The sequence below is a fragment of the Pigmentiphaga sp. NML030171 genome, assembly GCF_002188635.1.
Classification (GTDB): Bacteria; Pseudomonadota; Gammaproteobacteria; order Burkholderiales; family Burkholderiaceae_B; genus Pigmentiphaga; species Pigmentiphaga daeguensis.
Genome location: NZ_NINX01000015.1, coordinates 44234 through 60198 on the forward strand (window position 1 = coordinate 44234; position 15965 = coordinate 60198).

At 68.6% G+C, this 15965-nt stretch carries 14 protein-coding genes; 8 read left to right on the forward strand and 6 right to left on the reverse strand.

Annotation, left to right across the window (positions count from 1 at the left end):
- The first annotated feature begins 133 nt into the window (after positions 1–133).
- The 4 genes from yajC to CDO46_RS02745 all read left to right on the forward strand — a co-directional run bounded on the left by yajC (position 134) and on the right by CDO46_RS02745 (position 4424).
- Positions 134–481: a preprotein translocase subunit YajC gene (gene yajC / locus CDO46_RS02730; protein ID WP_087837034.1), complete on the forward strand. Its 348-nt coding sequence runs from the start codon at positions 134–136 to the stop codon at positions 479–481.
- Positions 482–627: 146 nt separating this feature from the next.
- Positions 628–2499, forward strand: a complete 1872-nt coding sequence (secD, locus tag CDO46_RS02735; protein ID WP_087837035.1) for a protein translocase subunit SecD — start codon at positions 628–630, stop codon at positions 2497–2499.
- A 5-nt stretch (positions 2500–2504) separates the two neighbouring features.
- Positions 2505–3437 carry a protein translocase subunit SecF gene (gene secF / locus CDO46_RS02740; RefSeq protein WP_087837036.1) on the forward strand — a complete coding sequence of 311 codons (933 nt, stop codon included), beginning with the start codon at positions 2505–2507 and terminating at the stop codon, positions 3435–3437.
- Positions 3438–3530: 93 nt separating this feature from the next.
- The gene (locus CDO46_RS02745) at positions 3531–4424 is read left to right on the forward strand and encodes a LysR family transcriptional regulator (protein WP_087837037.1); all 894 of its coding nucleotides are present in this window, start codon (positions 3531–3533) and stop codon (positions 4422–4424) included.
- Here CDO46_RS02745 and CDO46_RS02750 read toward each other — a convergent pair.
- Both CDO46_RS02750 and CDO46_RS02755 read right to left on the reverse strand, forming a co-directional pair.
- On the reverse strand, positions 4421–5392 hold the full coding sequence (locus CDO46_RS02750) for a tripartite tricarboxylate transporter substrate binding protein (protein ID WP_087837038.1): 972 nt from the start codon (positions 5390–5392) through the stop codon (positions 4421–4423). The two genes, CDO46_RS02745 and CDO46_RS02750, sit on opposite strands and share 4 nt — an antisense overlap.
- Complete coding sequence (locus CDO46_RS02755) at positions 5389–6519, reverse strand: 4-oxalomesaconate tautomerase (RefSeq protein ID WP_087837039.1); 1131 nt, start codon at positions 6517–6519, stop codon at positions 5389–5391. Before CDO46_RS02755 ends, CDO46_RS02750 begins: the two co-directional genes overlap by 4 nt.
- Positions 6520–6643: 124 nt before the next feature.
- Here CDO46_RS02755 and CDO46_RS02760 point away from each other — a divergent pair, with 124 nt between their 5' ends.
- Positions 6644–7969 carry an amidase gene (locus CDO46_RS02760; RefSeq protein WP_165963051.1) on the forward strand — a complete coding sequence of 442 codons (1326 nt, stop codon included), beginning with the start codon at positions 6644–6646 and terminating at the stop codon, positions 7967–7969.
- A gap of 30 nt (positions 7970–7999) precedes the next feature.
- Positions 8000–8683, forward strand: coding sequence for a cytochrome b/b6 domain-containing protein (locus CDO46_RS02765; protein ID WP_087837041.1), 684 nt, complete (start codon positions 8000–8002; stop codon positions 8681–8683).
- Between the two features lie 19 nt (positions 8684–8702).
- Here the strand turns inward: CDO46_RS02765 and CDO46_RS28750 are convergent, their stop codons facing one another.
- From CDO46_RS28750 to purB, 3 genes are all read right to left on the reverse strand, one after another.
- Entirely contained in the window at positions 8703–10247 is a 1545-nt protein-coding gene (locus CDO46_RS28750; RefSeq protein ID WP_217896293.1) for a DUF3300 domain-containing protein, read from the reverse strand.
- A gap of 124 nt (positions 10248–10371) precedes the next feature.
- Positions 10372–10830, reverse strand: a complete 459-nt coding sequence (locus CDO46_RS02775; RefSeq protein WP_087837042.1) for a cytochrome c — start codon at positions 10828–10830, stop codon at positions 10372–10374.
- A gap of 137 nt (positions 10831–10967) precedes the next feature.
- On the reverse strand, positions 10968–12347 hold the full coding sequence (gene purB, locus CDO46_RS02780) for an adenylosuccinate lyase (protein WP_087837043.1): 1380 nt from the start codon (positions 12345–12347) through the stop codon (positions 10968–10970).
- A gap of 128 nt (positions 12348–12475) precedes the next feature.
- Here purB and CDO46_RS02785 point away from each other — a divergent pair, with 128 nt between their 5' ends.
- Both CDO46_RS02785 and CDO46_RS02790 read left to right on the forward strand, forming a co-directional pair.
- A complete protein-coding gene (locus CDO46_RS02785) occupies positions 12476–13090 on the forward strand; it encodes a glutathione S-transferase C-terminal domain-containing protein (RefSeq protein ID WP_087837044.1) in 615 nt (204 codons plus the stop codon).
- A 61-nt stretch (positions 13091–13151) separates the two neighbouring features.
- On the forward strand, positions 13152–14777 hold the full coding sequence (locus tag CDO46_RS02790) for an FMN-binding glutamate synthase family protein (protein WP_087837045.1): 1626 nt from the start codon (positions 13152–13154) through the stop codon (positions 14775–14777).
- Between the two features lie 122 nt (positions 14778–14899).
- Here the strand turns inward: CDO46_RS02790 and CDO46_RS02795 are convergent, their stop codons facing one another.
- Positions 14900–15760 (reverse strand): fumarylacetoacetate hydrolase family protein, encoded by an 861-nt coding sequence (locus CDO46_RS02795; RefSeq protein WP_087837046.1) that lies wholly within the window; start codon positions 15758–15760, stop codon positions 14900–14902.
- Between the last annotated feature and the right edge of the window lie 205 nt (positions 15761–15965).

The window sequence follows — 15965 nt, forward strand, 5'->3', positions numbered from 1 at the left end:
GGAGCTCGCGGCCACTGGTCAGCACGGCGGATCCGGCCGGGGTTATCCCTAGAAGAGGCCGGGTTCCGCCCTGGGCGGGCTGGGCTACAATTTTGAGTTATTTTCGACGCAAGTCATTGATTCTGGAGAAGAAATGCTGACATCCAACGCGCTCGCCAATGTCCTGGCGCAAGCTCCTGCGGCCGGAGGCGAAGGCGCCCTGATGGGGATGCTGCCCATCGTCCTGATGTTCGTGATCCTCTATTTCCTGATGATCCGGCCTCAGATGAAGCGCCAGAAGGAGCACAAGAACATGGTTGCCGCCCTGGCCAAGGGCGACGAAGTCGTCACCGCCGGCGGCATCCTGGGCAAGGTCGTCCAGGTCAACGACACCTACGTCTCGCTGGAAGTCTCGCGCGAAGGCGACAAGGCGGTGGAAGTCCTGGTCCAGAAGACCGCGGTCCAGACCGTCCTGCCCAAGGGCACCATCAAGGCTCTGTAAGCCGGGCGCTCGCGTCCATGCCGCTCGCGCGGCATCGATGCACTGCCGGGGGCTGGCGCCGGGCGCCGCCCCTTTTTCGCGTTCTGCGGCCTGGCCCGCTGCGGGCACCGGCGCCGATGCGCCAGCCTTCCGAGGTTTGATTACCGATGAATCGCTATCCTCTCTGGAAGTACATCATGATCGCCGTGGTGGTCGTGATCGGCTTCATCTACACCCTGCCGAACTTCTTCGGCGAGTCCCCCGCCGTCCAGGTCTCCAGCGCCAAGGCGACCGTCAAGGTCGACAACTCCATGATGGAGCGCGTGGACCAGACCCTGCAGGCCGCGGGCATCTCCAACACCGGCCTGTACTTCGAGCAGAACGGCCCCGTGGGCACGGTGCGGGTGCGCCTGAACACGCCGGACCAGCAGCTGCGCGCGCGCGACCTGCTCGAGAAGTCGCTGAATCCCGATTCGTCCGACCCCAGCTACGTGGTCGCGCTGAACCTGCTGTCGGCCTCGCCCGCCTGGCTGCGCGCACTGCACGCGCTGCCCATGTACCTGGGCCTGGACCTGCGCGGCGGCGTGCACTTCCTGCTGCAGGTGGACATGAAGGGCGCGCTGACCAAGCGCTACGACGCCATGACCGGCGACGTGCGCTCGCTGCTGCGTGACAAGAACATCCGCCACAACGGCATCGACCGCGTCGGCCAGAGCATCGAAATCAAGTTCCGCGACGCCGCCACCCGCGACGCCGCGCGCGACGTGCTGCGCAACGGCCTGCCCGACCTGCAGCTGACCGACCAGGACGCCGGCGGCGACTTCAAGCTGATCGGCGCCCTGACGCCGCAGGCCATCAAGACCGCGCAGGACAACGCGCTGCGCCAGAACATCACGACGCTGCACAACCGTATCAACGAACTGGGCGTGGCCGAGCCGGTCATCCAGCAGCAAGGCGCCGACCGCATCGTGGTCCAGTTGCCGGGCGTGCAGGACGTGGCCAAGGCCAAGGACATCCTGGGCCGCACCGCCACGCTGGAAGTGCGCATGGTGGACGACTCGCCGGAAGCCACCAGCGCGCTGGCCAGCGGCACCGTGCCCTTCGGGCTGGAACGCTACACCGACCGCGACGGCCGGCCGGTGCTGGTGCGCCGCCAGGTCGTGCTGACCGGCGAGAACCTGCAGGATGCCCAGGCCGGCTTCGACGGCCAGACCCAGCAGCCCGCCGTGCACCTGACGCTGGACGCCAAGGGCGCCCGCATCTTCCGCGACGTGACCCGCGACAACGTGGGCAAGCGCATGGCCATCTTGCTGTTCGAGAAGGGCAAGGGCGAGGTCGTGACCGCGCCCGTGATCCGCACCGAGATCAGCGGCGGCCGCGTGCAGATCTCCGGCAGCATGACCACGGTCGAGGCCAACGACACGGCCCTGCTGCTGCGCGCCGGTTCGCTGGCCGCGCCCATGGACATCATCGAGGAACGCACCATCGGCCCCAGCCTGGGCGCCGACAACATCCAGAAGGGCTTCCACTCGGTGGTCTACGGCTTCGCCGCGATCGCCATCTTCATCATCCTGTACTACGGGCTCTTCGGCGTGTTCTCGGTGATCGCGCTGGCGGTCAACCTGCTGCTGCTGATCGCGCTGCTGTCCATGCTGCAGGCCACGCTGACCCTGCCGGGCATCGCGGCCATCGCGCTCACGCTGGGCATGGCGATCGACGCCAACGTGCTCATCAACGAACGGATACGCGAGGAACTGCGTAACGGCGCCGCGCCCCAGCAGGCCATCCACCTCGGCTTCGAGCGGGCCTGGGGCACCATCCTGGACTCCAACGTCACCACGCTGATCGCGGCGGTGGCGCTGCTGGCCTTCGGTTCGGGCCCGGTACGGGGCTTCGCCATCGTCCATACCATCGGGATCCTGACCTCGATGTTCTCCGCCGTGGTCGGCGCCCGCGCGCTCGCCAACCTCTGGTACGGCCGCCGCAAGAAACTCGCCAAGCTGTCGATTGGCCAGGTCTGGAAACCCAAAGAGGTCTGAGCAACATGGAATTCTTCCGCATCCACAAGACCATCCCGTTCATGCGCCATGCGCTGGTGCTGAACCTCATCAGTCTGGTCACGTTCCTGGCGGCGGTGTTCTTCATCGCCACCAAGGGCTTCCACCTGTCCATCGAGTTCACCGGCGGCACGGTCATGGAAGTGGCCTACCCGCAGGCGGTGGAACTGGACAAGGTACGCGGCACCATCTCGCAGAAGGGCTACAACGACTTCCAGGTGCAGAACTTCGGCACCTCGCGCGACGTGATGATCCGGCTGCCCAACATCGAGGGCAAGACCTCGACCCAGCAGAGCAACGAGGTCATCGAGGCCCTGAAGGCCACCGACCCCGGCGTCGAGCTGCGCCGCGTGGAATACGTGGGCCCGCAGATCGGCAAGGAACTGGCCCACGACGGCCTGCTGGCGCTGCTGTTCGTGGTGGTCGGCATCATGATCTACCTGGCGTTCCGCTTCGAGTGGAAATTCGCCGTGGCGGGCGTGGTGGCCAACCTGCACGACGTGGTCATCATCCTGGGCTTCTTCGCCTTCTTCCAGTGGGAGTTCTCGCTGCCGGTGCTGGCGGCGGTGCTGGCGGTGCTGGGCTACTCGGTGAACGAGTCCGTGGTCATCATGGACCGGATCCGGGAGAACTTCCGCAAGCAGCGCAAGGCCTCGGTGCGGGACGTGATCGACAGCGCCATCACGGCCACCATCTCGCGTACCATCATCACTCACGGATCGACGCAGATGATGGTGATCGCGATGCTGATCTTCGGCGGCCCGTCGCTGCATTATTTCGCGCTGGCGCTGACCATCGGCATCTGGTTCGGCATCTACTCGTCCGTGTTCGTGGCGGCCGCCATCGCCATGTGGCTGGGCGTCAAGCGCGAGGACCTGGTCAAGCCGGCCAAGAAGGATACCGGCGAAGTCGTGGGCTGACGCCCGCGCCGTCCCAGACGACGTCCCGAAGCGCCCGGCTCCGCCGGGCGTTTTTGTTTGTCATCGGGCCATCCGACCCGACGGAGCACTTCCATGAATCCGCGATTCGATCTGCTGACCCTGCAACTGCTGCGCAAGGTCGATGAAACCGGCAGCGTGGCGCGCGCGGCCGAGACCATCCACCTGACGGCCTCGGCCGCCAGCAAGCGCATCCTGGAGCTGGAATCCCAATTGGGCATCGCCCTTTTGACCCGGCGGCCGGAGGGCGCGCGCCTGACCGCCGCCGGCCAGGCGGTGGCGCGGCGCACCGAACGGGTGCTGGAGCAATTGCAGGGCTTGCAGCAGGACCTGGCGGGGTTCGCCGACGGCACCTCGGGCACCGTCAGGATCGCCTCCAACACCTCGGGCATGTGCGCGGGGCTGGCCGACCTGATGGCCCGGTTCTCGGCGCAATACCCCGGCATCCGCATCTCGGTTCGGGAAGCCACGAGCGCGGCGGTGCTGGAGGCGGTGGCCAACGGGTCGGTCGATCTCGGCATCGCCCACGCCGGCGCCCAGGCGGAGCATCTGCAAAGCCTGCCCTATACGCGCACGCCGCTGGTCCTGGCGGTGCCCGCCGGCCATGAGCTGGCCGGGCGGGACGCCGTGTTCTACGAAGAAACGCTGCGGTTCCCGCACATCGCACGCTCGGCCGGCAGCGCGCTGGCGCAGTTCTCGGGCCAGGACGGCCCGGGCACGCCGCACCCGGCCGCCGTATCCACCCAGGTGACCAGCTTCCCCGCGGTGTTCTCGCTGGTCAGCGCGGGGCTGGGCGTGGCCGTGGTGCCCGCCGCGCCCGCCGACTGGCACGTGCCGGCCAACATCCGGCAGGTGCCGCTGGCCGACGACTGGGCCAGCTTCGAACTGCGCCTGGTGGTGGATCCCGGCGTGGTCCCCACGCCCGCGGTGTCGCGCCTGCTGGAAGCGCTGTTGTCGCAGGCCGCCTAGTCGATGCTGACCGAGGCGTCGCGCACCACCTTGCCCCACTTGACCTTGTCCGAGGCGATCAGGGCCGAGAAAGCATCCACCGTGTCGGACGCGGGCTCGTAGCCGTTCTCGATCAGCTTCTGTCGCACGGCCGGCCTGGCCACGTAGGCCCGCATCGCCGTGTTCCACTTGCGCACCACGTCGGCCGGCGTGGCCCGGGGCGCCGCGACGCCCCACCACTCGTCGGCCACGTAGCCGGGCAGCCCGGCCTCGGTCACCGTGGGCACATCGGGAAAGCTTGCGGCGCGCGCGGCGCCTGTGGTGGCCAGCAGCTTGACCCGGCCCGACTTGATGTAGGGCGTGGCCGGCCCCAGGATGGCGAACATCATGGAGATCTGGCCGCCCAGCAGGTCGTTCAGCGCCGGGCTGGTACCACGGTAGGGAACGTGGCGGATGTCGATCCCTGCCATGGACTTGAACAGCTCCCCAGGCAGGTGGCCCGCCGCGCCGTTGCCCGCCGACCCGAAGGTCAGCATGCCCGGCTTGCTCCTGGCCAGCGCGATCAGCTCGCCGATGGAGTTCACCCCCAGCGAAGGATGCACCAGCACGCCGAACACGGTCGAGGCCACGCGGCTGACCGGCGTGAACTGCTTCTCGGGATCGTAGGGCAGGGATTTGTACAGGCTGGGGTTGATGGCCGACACGCCCGCCGTCGTCATCAGCATGGTGTAGCCGTCGGGCTTGGCCGTGGCCACAGCGGCGGCACCGATGGCGCCGCCCGCGCCGGGGCGGTTCTCGACGACGACCGGCTGGTGCCATTGCTGATCCAGCTCGCGCGCGAGTTCGCGCGCCAGGATGTCGGTGCCGCCGCCAGCGGGGAAAGGCACCACCAGCCGGATGGGCCCGGCCGGGTAGGCATCGGCCGCCTGCGCGGCGTGTGGCCCGGCGAACGCGAGGCAGGCGGTCAGGAGAACACGGAACGGTTTCATGCGAGCACTTCCCTTGCAGACTCGGCGGCGGACGCTTCCAGCGTCGCCTCCGGAAAATAGACGGTGCCGGCGTACAGGCGCCGGGCGGTGCGAAGCAGGCTGGCCGATCGGATCTCGATGCCGGCGGCGCCCTGGCTCGCGTCGATCCCCACGCGCAGCGTACCCGCGGGGTGCTCGATGGCGACCTCGGCCGCCTCGGCCCGATCGGCGATCCGCGCGGCGACGGACCCCGGCACCTGCACGGCCGCCGCCAGGCACACCGCGCCGGTCACGGCGAACGAGGTATGGCAGGTGTAGGGCATGAAGTACCGGGCATTGATCGTACCGCCCCCCACGGGCCGCGCCACGGTCACCAGCTTGGGCATCTCCAGCCGCGACACGTCGCCCAGCCCCATGGCTCGGCCGGCCGCGCAACGCACGCGCTCGACACGAGCCAGCAGATCGTCGCGGGCATTGATCTCGTCGGCAGTCTCGTAGCCCGTCATCCCCAGCTCGGCGGCCTCGACGATGGCCATGGGCACGGCCGCGTCCACGCAGCTGACGCGCACGCCTTCCATGGTCTCGACGGCCTGGCCGGTGGGCAGCAGCTTGCCGGTCTTGGCGCCGGCCACGTCGCAGAAGCGCAGCCACACCGGCGCGGCGGTGCCAGCCACGCCGTCGATGGCCGCCTCGCCCGCATAGACGGCGCGGCCGGCCCGGGTTCGCACGGTGGCGATGATGCGCTTGCCCGTGTTGACATTGAAGATGGCCACGTCGGTGGAGGCCCCCGCGGCGGCCTTCACCAGGCCTTCGTCGATGGCGAACGGGCCGACCGCGGCCAGCATGTTGCCGCAGTTCACCGAATAATCGATGGTGTTCTTGTGGACGCAGATCTGGGCGAACAGATAGTCCACGTCCACGCCCGGCCGGGCGCTGCGCGAGATGATCGCGACCTTGTTGGTAAGCGAATCGATGCCGCCTATGCCGTCTATCCGCCTCGGCTCCAGGGCCCCCATCAGCCTGAGCAGCGCGGCGTCGCGCCGCGCGCCGGCCGGCGGCAGGTCCTCCGCCAGGAAAAACGGCCCTTTGGACGTACCGCCGCGCATCAGTACGCAGCGCAGCCCCAGTTGATCGGAAAATGTCTGCATGGCTTTCCTCCTTGCGGGGCAAGTCTGGGCCGCCCGGCCCGAGCGGGCAAACGACGAATCGGCGCGGGGGGCGCGAAAAAAATTCAGGTCTCTGCGGACACCGTCCCGCCGCATACTGGCGGCCATGCGACACCTGGACTATTCCCGACTATCGGCGGGCGAGATCGCCGCCCGCCTGCGTGACAACCTCCTGCTGCCGGCCGACGTCGCCCGCGGCGTGATCGAGCAGCACGCGCGGCTGGAACCGGCCCTGGAGGCCTGGAGCTGGTTCCAGCCGCGCGAGGTCGAGCGCGCCTACCGCGACGGCCCGGCGTCCACCGATCCGCGCCCGAGCCTGCTGGGCGTCCCCGTGGGCGTGAAGGACATCATCGACGTGGCGGGCATGCCGACCGGGCTCGGTCTGCCCGGCGCGGCCGCCCCCGCGTCCCGCCATGCGGCCTGCGTCGAGCTGCTGCGCGCGGCGGGCGCGGTACCGGTCGGCAAGACCGTCACCGCCGAGTTGGCCTTCTCGCATCCGGGTCCGACGCGCAATCCTCATGCGCCCGGCCACACGCCCGGCGGGTCGTCCAGCGGCTCGGCGGCCGCGGTCGCCGCTGGCATGGTGCCCCTGGCGCTGGGCACGCAGACGGGCGGCTCGGTCATACGACCGGCCGCCTACTGCGGCGTGGTTGGCATCAAGACCTCGCTGAACGCGGTCCCCACGGCCGGCGTCGCTCCGGTGGCCGGCAGCCTGGATTGCCTGGGCTGGTTCACACGTTCCGTGGCGGACGCCATCCTGGCCGCGAGCGTCCTGCTTCCCTGGCGGGACCTCGCACCCCTTGCTCCCGGGCACCGGCTGCGCATCTGGATGCTGGACGCCACGGAACTGGGGCCGCTGGCTCCTGAAGCGCGGCAGGCGCTGGACGATGCGTCCGCCGCGATGCGCGAGGCGGGCTGCGCCGTCGTCGAGGCGCCCCTGCCCGGCCTCCTGCCCGCGCTGGCCGAATGCCACCGCCGCATCATGCTGCACGAGCTGGCCCGCTCGCTGCTGCCCATCCTCAACGCGCGTCGCCACGAGTTGAGCGCCGTCATGCTGGCGGCGATCGAGGCGGGACAGGCCATCACGGCCAGTCACTACCAGGAGGCCCGGGACCGGGTGCGGAACGCGCGCGCCACGCTTGCCGCCCACATGCGGGACGTGGACCTCATCCTGACTCCCAGCGCGGCGGGCGCTGCACCGGCGGGCCTGCACCATACCGGCGAATCGACCTTCAACCGGATCTGGTCGGTGCTGGGCTGGCCCGCTGTCCACCTGCCGACGGCCTGGTCCCCGCGCGGCCTGCCGGTGGGCGTGCAACTGGTGGGCGGGCCGGGCGAAGACGAGACGCTGCTGCGACACGCCCAGGCCATCCACCCCCTGATCGACCGGCGCGGACCGGCACCGCGCGGCCAGGCACCGATGGCACAATAACCATTCTCCCGCTTCCTCGGTGGCTGCCCCATGCCCAACCCAAGCAAGATCCGCGTCTGGGACCTTCCCACCCGCCTCTTCCACTGGCTGCTCGTCATCTGTGTGGCCGGGGCCTTCGCCACCATCAAGGCCGGCGGCCTGTGGACGGAATACCACCTGCTGTTCGGCTACGCGGTGCTGGGGCTGATCCTGTTCCGCATCGTCTGGGGATTCGTGGGCAGCAGCCATGCCCGCTTCGCGCGCTTCGTGCGCGGGCCGCGCGCCATCGCCGCCTACCTGGGGGGCACCATGCCGCGCACGCCCGGCCACAATCCGCTGGGCGCGCTGTCGGTGGTGGCCATGATCCTGCTGCTGGGCTACCAGGCCGTCACGGGGCTGTTCGCCAACGACGACATCTTCACGGAAGGGCCGCTGGCGGGCCTGGTCGGCAAGGACTGGTCGGACCGGCTGACCGGGCTGCACAAGCTCGATGAGCTGCCCATCCTGATCCTGGTCGGGCTGCACCTCCTGGCGATCATCTGGTATCGGGTCGCGAAGAAGCAGAAGCTGACCCGCGCCATGGTGACCGGCGATGCTCCGGCCGAGGAATTCACCGCTGGCGCCGACTCCGCGCGGGATACGGCGGGCACCCGCCTGCTGGCGCTGGTCATCGCGGCCGTGGTCGCCGCGGTGGTCTACGGCATCGTGTCGCTGCGGCCCGCCGCCATGTTCTGATCCGTCTCGGGCGTGCCGGTCAGCGGCCGCCGTGATGACCGCCGCCTCCGCCGCCGGCCATGCCCACGCTGCCGCCCCCACGGCCTTCCCCGCCACGGCCTTCACCGCCATGGAAGCCGCCGCCCCCGCGGCCGAACTCGCGTCCACCGCCGAACTCGCGGCCGCCCTGCGGACCGCTCCAGCCCCGGCCCGCTCCGGGGCCAGCCTGAACTCCGCCGCCTTCGCCACGGCCACCGGCCCATTCCCGGCCGCCGGACGGACGCGAGGGCATGCCCGCGGCGCCGCGCGGGCCGTCCTGGCCCGGACGCGACGCCTGGGGCCGCTGCCCGCGCCCACCCTCGGCTCCCGGCATCCCCGCACCGCCACCGGGCATGCGGCCCGGCATCGCGCCCGGGTTACCCGTCTCGCGGCCGCGGCCGCCATCGGCCCTGGGGCCGCTTCCCTGTCCATCGAAACGGCTGCCGGGCGTGCCGCGGTCGCCCGCCGCTCCCGGCCGCCCGCCATCGAAGCGGCTACCGTGGCCACCGTCGAACCGGCTGCCGTGGCCTCCGTCGAAGCGGCTGCCGTGGCCTCCGTCGAAGCGGCTGCCGAAATCCCTGCCGGGATCGCGCAGCGATGCGCGGTCGATATTGGGCAGGTCGCGCCGCCAGGCATCGGCCCGGGCGCGGTACGCCTCGCGCGCGGCGAAATGTCTGGCCGGATCGCCGCCGTAGAACTGGCGGCCGCGCCCGGGATCACCGTAGCCGACGTTGCGGCGGTGGTAGGGATCGTGCTGCCAGTCGACGTGGCTGAAGCGTGTGCGGTTGAAGTTGTTGTAGTTGTAGATGTTGACGACGTTGACCCGGTGCGCGTGCCAGTCGTAGCCGCCCCACAGCGCATGCCCGATGAACAGGCCCACGCCGAACGAGAACACCGCGCCGGCGGCCACGTAGCCCGGCGGGTACCAGTAGAACGGCGTGTAGGCCGGATACAGCCACGGCCCGTAGACGACCGTGGGGTTGTAGACCGGCACGTAGACCACGTCCGGCCGCGCGGGCTCGATGCGGATGACGGTGGTGCCGCCCGAGGACGGCACGGTGGTGACCGTCTGCTCCGGCCCGGAGGTCAGGTTGCCGGCCGCCTGGGCCCGCGACCGCAGCACCTGGACCTGGTCCATCAGCGCATCCTGTTGCGACAGGAAGACGTCGCCCAGGCGCGTGGTCCAGCTCAGGCGTTCGTTCATCATGTCCAGCACGTTGGGGAAGGCGACCAGCGACTTGACGCTGGGATCCCAGTCCTGGTTCTGCATCGCGCCTTCCAGGTCCGCGCCCGTCACGTTGGGATGGTCCTTCTGCCAGCGGGCAGCCTCGACCACTTCCAGCGGATAGGTGGAGGCCATCAGGATCTGCGACAGCAGCGCGTCGGGATACAGCGCGATGGGCGCGACCAGTTGCTCCAGCTCCGCGGGTTGCGCGACGCCGTTGCGGGTCGATGCCGTGGTCTGGGCCGCGACGGGAACCGGCAGGCCGGCCACGGTGGAAAAGGCGGCGGCCATGCACAAGACGATTTTCGATACGGAAGCCATGACGGGCCCCCCATTTGGCGGAAATACACAGGTATTCGACCGCCGGAAAACGAAAAAAGCCAGGGTGGACCTGGCTTTTTTTTGAAACAACGGGCTTACAAGCCCTGAAACCTATTTCGATCGATTACCGGTTCCGGAAATTGTCGTGACAGGCCTTGCAACTGGCGGCGGCCGCGCCGTACGCGGTCCGCACCTGGGCCAGATCGCCGGTGTCGGCCGCCGCCACCAGCTTGTCGATATCGCCGTGCAGACGCTCCTGGCCCTGCTTGAACCTGGCGTTGTCGGACCAGACCGCGGGCTTGGCGCCGCCGCCTTCGGTTCCCGGGCCGAATGCGCTCCACGGCAGTTTGGACATCATGGCCACGATGGCCACGTCGGCCTTCACCTGGGCCGGGTCGTAGGGCTGCTGGCCGCGCACGACCGGCGCGATGCGGCCGAAGTGGTTGGACATCACGGTAAGCGCCGACTGGCGATACTTGACGGCGTCCTCGGGCTTGGCGAACTGGGCGGCGGCGGTGGCGGGCAGCAGCATGGGGGCGGCGGCGATACAGGCGACGGACAGTACGCGCAAAAGTCTCTTCATCAGGGGCTCCTGGGTAGGACGGACGGGGGAGGGTCTACCGGACGATAGACCGGTCGGACAACGATTCCAACGTGTTCGATGCGCGCGGCGCGCCAGGGTTCCCGGGATGTGGGCGCCGGCGCCCACATCCCGGCGGGCTACGACAGCTCGCGGGCGAGCTTGGCCGCCAGGCCGATGTAGTTGCGCGGGGTCATCGCCAGCAAACGGGCCTTGGGCTCGTCGGGCAGGTCCAGCCCCAGGATGAATTCGCGCAGCGCCTCTTCGCTGATGCCCTTGCCCCGGGTCAGCGCCTTCAATTGCTCGTAGGGCTGCGGCAAGCCATAGCGCCGCATGACGGTCTGCACGGGTTCGGCCAGCACTTCCCAGCAGGCGTCCAGGTCGGCGTCGATGGCCGCGCCGTTGATCTCCAGCTTGTCGAGCCCGCGCACGCAGGCGTCGTAGGCCACCAGGCAGTAGCCGAAGGCCACGCCCAGGTTGCGCAGCACGGTGGAGTCGGTCAGGTCGCGCTGCCAGCGGGAAACGGGCAGCTTGTCGGCCAGGTGGCGCAGCGTGGCGTTGGCGAGCCCCAGGTTGCCTTCGGAGTTCTCGAAGTCGATGGGGTTGACCTTGTGCGGCATGGTGGACGAGCCGATCTCGCCTTCCTTCAGGCGCTGCTTGAAATAGCCCAGCGCGATGTAGCCCCAGATGTCGCGGTTCACGTCGAGCAGGATCACGTTGGCCCGCGCCACGGCGTCGAACAGCGCGGCCATCCAGTCGTGCGGTTCGATCTGGATGGTGTGGCGGTTCTGCGTCAGGCCCAGGCCCTGGAGCACCTTGGCGCTGAAGGCTTCCCAGTCGATCTCGGGATAGGCGGACAGGTGGGCGTTGAAGTTGCCGGTGGCGCCGTTGAGCTTGGCCAGCGGCTCCACGCGCTCGATCTCGGCGATGGCCCGGCCCAGGCGCGCCGCCATGTTGGCGAATTCCTTGCCCATGGTGGTGGGACTGGCGGGCTGGCCGTGGGTACGCGACAGCAGCGGCTGGTCGGCATGCTGTTCGGCCAGGGCCGCCAGCTTGTCGTAGGCCTTGCGCAGCGCCGGCACGAGGGCCTGGTCGCGCGCGGCGCGCAGCATCAGCGCGTGCGAGGTGTTGTTGATGTCTTCCGACGTGCAGGCGAAGTGGATGAACTCGGCCGCGGCGGACAGCTCGGCGTTGTCGGCCACTTTTTCCTTGAGCCAGTACTCCACCGCCTTCACGTCATGGTTGGTGGTGCGCTCGATGTCCTTGATGCGGGCGGCGTCGGATTCGGAGAATTCCGCCACCAGTTCCGCCAGCCGCTGGCGCGCGGCAACGGAGAAGGGTTGCAATTCGGGCAGTCCCGCGTCGGACAGCGCCACCAGCCACGCGACCTCGACCTGCACCCGGTGATGCATGAAGCCGGCTTCGGACAAGAGCGGGCGCAGGAGCGCGCCGCGGCTGGCATAGCGGCCGTCCAGCGGCGACAATGCATTGAGGGGGGTCAGCTGGTCGGAAGTCTTCATAAGCGCTTGAAAGTAAAAAGAAATTGTAGCACCGCACCTTATCCGGGGACGGGTCCGGATGGTATACTCCGCGGCCCATCCATGCCCGCCGGCCGGCCCTGATTTTAGGACCATCCGGCTCTCGCCCTATGAAACTTATCGGCTCGTTGGCCAGCCCCTTCGTCCGCAAAGTCCGCATCGTCCTGGCAGACAAGAAACTCGACTACCAGTTCGAGCAGGAAAACGTGTGGGCGGCGGACACCCGCATCCAGGACTCCAACCCGCTGGGCAAGGTCCCCTGCCTGATCATGGAGGACGGCGGCGCGGTCTTCGATTCCCGCGTCATCGTCGAGTACCTGGATACGATCACGCCCGTCTGCCGGCTGCTGCCCCCCTCGGGCCGCGAGCGCTCCGAGGTCAAGTGCTGGGAAGCCCTGGCCGACGGCCTGCTGGACGCCGCCGTGCTGATCCGCGCCGAATATACCCAGCGCCCCGAGGCGCTGCGCAGCGAGAGCTGGATCGCGCGCCAGCAGGGCAAGATCGACGCCGCCTTGGATGCCATGGAAACCGGCCTGGGCGAAAAGCCCTTCTGTGCCGGCAACAGCTACACGCTGGCCGACGTCGCGGTGGGCTGCGCGCTGGGCTACCTGGACTTCCGCTACCCCGAGCGCGACTGGCGCGACGGCCATCCGAACCTGGCCCGCCTGGCCGAAAAACTGGCGCAGCGCCCTTCCTTCGCCGACACCGATCCGCGCCGGGGCTGATCCCGGCCCGTCCGCTCCGCGCTGCTATGCTTGACTCCGTTGCAGCCCCAAGGAGTCTCGCATGTCCTGGTTTACCCCCCGATACACCACGTTATGGCTGGCCGTCCTGGGCACCGCGGGCTTCGGCCTGCTGGCCGCGGACGACGCGGACTGGGGCATCCCGGCGCTGATATTCGCGGCGCTGCTGGCGCTGGGTATCGTCGATCTCCTGCAGCGCAAGCACGCCATCCGCCGCAACTATCCCATCCTGGGCAACCTGCGTTTCCTGTTCGAATTCATCCGTCCCGAACTGCGCCAGTACTTTTTCGAGGACGACACCAAGGCCGCGCCGTTCTCGCGCAACCAGCGCTCCATCGTCTACCAGCGCGCCAAGCAGGACATCGACAAGCGCCCGTTCGGCACCCAGGAAGACGTGTACGAACGCCGCTACGAATGGATCAACCACTCGATGGCCCCGGTGCACATCGAGAACTTCGATTTCCGCGTGGCGGTGGGCGGACCGGACTGTACCCAGCCCTACAGCGCCTCGATCTTCAACATCTCGGCCATGAGCTTCGGCGCGCTGTCCGCCAACGCGGTGACGGCGCTCAACACCGGCGCCCGCAAGGGCAATTTCGCGCACGACACCGGCGAAGGCGGCATCAGCCGCTACCACCGCGCGCCGGGCGGCGACCTGGTCTGGAACATCGGCTCCGGCTACTTCGGCTGCCGCGACGCGGACGGCAGCTTCAGCGAGGAAGCCTTCGTGGCCAACGCCACCTCGCCGCAGGTGCGCATGATAGAAATCAAGCTGTCACAAGGCGCCAAGCCGGGCCATGGCGGCATCCTGCCGGGCGCCAAGGTCACGCCCGAGATCGCCGAGGCGCGGGGCGTGCTGGTGGGCGTGGACTGTAATTCTCCCTCGCGCCACGGCGCCTTCTCCACGCCCATCGGCCTGATGCAATTCGTGGCGCGCCTGCGCCGGCTCTCGGGCGGCAAGCCCGTGGGCTTCAAGCTGTGCGTGGGCCATCCCTGGGAATGGTTCGCCATCGTCAAGGCCATGCTGCAAACCGGCATCACGCCCGACTTCATCGTGGTGGACGGCGCCGAAGGCGGAACCGGCGCGGCGCCCGTGGAATTCACCGACCACGTCGGCGTGCCGCTGCAGGACGGCCTCCTGCTGGTCCACAACACCCTGGTCGGCGTGAACCTGCGCGACCGGATACGCATAGGCGCCTCGGGCAAGATCATCACCGCCTTCGACATCGCTCGCACGCTGGCGCTGGGCGCCGACTGGTGCAACAGCGCGCGGGGCTTCATGTTCTCGCTGGGTTGCATCCAGGCCCAGGCCTGCCATACCGACCGGTGCCCCACGGGCGTCACCACGCAGGATCGGCTGCGACAACAGGCGCTGGTGGTGCCGGACAAGGCCGAGCGGGTCTACAACTTCCACCGCAACACCCTGCGCGCCCTGAGCGAACTGGTGTCGGCCGCGGGCCTGGACCATCCATCCAAGCTGAGCGCCGAGCACATCGTGCGCCGGATATCGGGCAACGAAGTCAAGCTGCTGGCCAGCCTCTTTCCCTTCCTGAAGCGCGGCGAGCTGCTGGCCGGCACGCCGCCCTACGAGGTCTACCGGAAATACTGGCCCATGGCCCAGGCCGAGTCCTTCGAGGCCATGCTGTCCCAGACCCAGGCCGCTTCCTGACCGCGGCCGCCTACCCCTCGCTCCCCTTCCGGCCGCCCGGCAGGAAGGCAGCGACGGTCTCTGATGAAAATGAAAAAGCCACCTGAACGGTGGCTTTTTTCATGGCGTCGCAGCTACGGATATCAGGCTTCGGCCGTGACCGGGTTGCGCAGCAGGCCGACCTTCTCGATCTCGATCTCCACCACGTCGCCCGGCTTCATCCAGACCTGCGGATTGCGTGCCTGGCCCACGCCGGCGGGCGTGCCCATGACGATCACGTCGCCCGGTTCCAGGGTCAGCACTTCGGTCAGCAGCTCGATGGTCTCGGGGATGTCGAAGATCATGTCGCTGGTGTTGGCATCCTGCATGACCTGGCCGTTCAGGCGGCACTTGATCGACAAGCCCTTGGCGGCGGCAGGCAGCTCATCGGCGGTGACCAGGTGCGGGCCGAAGGCGCCCGTGGCGTCGAAGTTCTTGCCGATGGTCCACTGCGGCGTGCGCTTCTGGTAGTCGCGCACCGAGATGTCGTTGAAGCAGGCATAGCCGAACACGAGGTCCATGGCCTGGTCGCGCTTGACGTGGCGGCCGGCCTTGCCGATCACCACGGCCAGCTCGGCCTCGTAGTCGAACTTGTCGGACACGCGCGGACGCACCGTGGGTTCGCCATGGGCCAGCAGCGAGGTGGCGCCGCGGAAGAAGAACCAGGGGTATTCGGGCTTGTCGCGGCCGCCTTCCTTGGCGTGGTCGAAGTAGTTCAGGCCCAGGCAGATGATCTTGCCGGGGCGGGGCACCACGGGCGCGTAGGCGATCGAGTCGGCCGGCAGGCGCGGAGCCGACGACGCGATGGCGGCCTTGGCAGCGGCCTGGAGGTCGACGCCGGCCTGCAGCGCGGCACCCAGGTCCGCCGGGACCTGCGGCTGGGCCTGGTTCAGGTCGATGATGCCGTCATCGGCCAGGACGCCCAGGCGCACGGCGCCATCTTTGCGGAAACTCACGAATTTCATCTCTAACTCCGATAGTGGGGTGAAAACGCGCGTGCCTGCACGCGCAAAGACGCCTGCCCCGCGGGGCGGTCATTCCTTCGGCTTCGCCATTTTATATACATTTTCTCGGAACGCAATTTTTTATACATATTTTCTTCCAAGACGGTGTTTTATACACTTTCATATAAAATCCACCGGCCGGCACCCACGCACGGCCGCCCCCGCA

Coding starts and splice junctions, on each gene's coding strand:
- CDO46_RS02765 (WP_087837041.1), top strand. CDS start 8,000: ATGCCCAACCCAAGCAAGATCCGCGTCTGGGACCTTCCCACCCGCCTC.
- secF (WP_087837036.1), top strand. CDS start 2,505: ATGGAATTCTTCCGCATCCACAAGACCATCCCGTTCATGCGCCATGCG.
- secD (WP_087837035.1), top strand. CDS start 628: ATGAATCGCTATCCTCTCTGGAAGTACATCATGATCGCCGTGGTGGTC.
- purB (WP_087837043.1), bottom strand. CDS start 12,347: ATGAAGACTTCCGACCAGCTGACCCCCCTCAATGCATTGTCGCCGCTG.
- CDO46_RS02755 (WP_087837039.1), bottom strand. CDS start 6,519: ATGCAGACATTTTCCGATCAACTGGGGCTGCGCTGCGTACTGATGCGC.
- CDO46_RS02795 (WP_087837046.1), bottom strand. CDS start 15,760: ATGAAATTCGTGAGTTTCCGCAAAGATGGCGCCGTGCGCCTGGGCGTC.
- CDO46_RS02775 (WP_087837042.1), bottom strand. CDS start 10,830: ATGAAGAGACTTTTGCGCGTACTGTCCGTCGCCTGTATCGCCGCCGCC.
- CDO46_RS02745 (WP_087837037.1), top strand. CDS start 3,531: ATGAATCCGCGATTCGATCTGCTGACCCTGCAACTGCTGCGCAAGGTC.
- yajC (WP_087837034.1), top strand. CDS start 134: ATGCTGACATCCAACGCGCTCGCCAATGTCCTGGCGCAAGCTCCTGCG.
- CDO46_RS28750 (WP_217896293.1), bottom strand. CDS start 10,247: ATGGCTTCCGTATCGAAAATCGTCTTGTGCATGGCCGCCGCCTTTTCC.
- CDO46_RS02760 (WP_165963051.1), top strand. CDS start 6,644: ATGCGACACCTGGACTATTCCCGACTATCGGCGGGCGAGATCGCCGCC.
- CDO46_RS02785 (WP_087837044.1), top strand. CDS start 12,476: ATGAAACTTATCGGCTCGTTGGCCAGCCCCTTCGTCCGCAAAGTCCGC.
- CDO46_RS02790 (WP_087837045.1), top strand. CDS start 13,152: ATGTCCTGGTTTACCCCCCGATACACCACGTTATGGCTGGCCGTCCTG.
- CDO46_RS02750 (WP_087837038.1), bottom strand. CDS start 5,392: ATGAAACCGTTCCGTGTTCTCCTGACCGCCTGCCTCGCGTTCGCCGGG.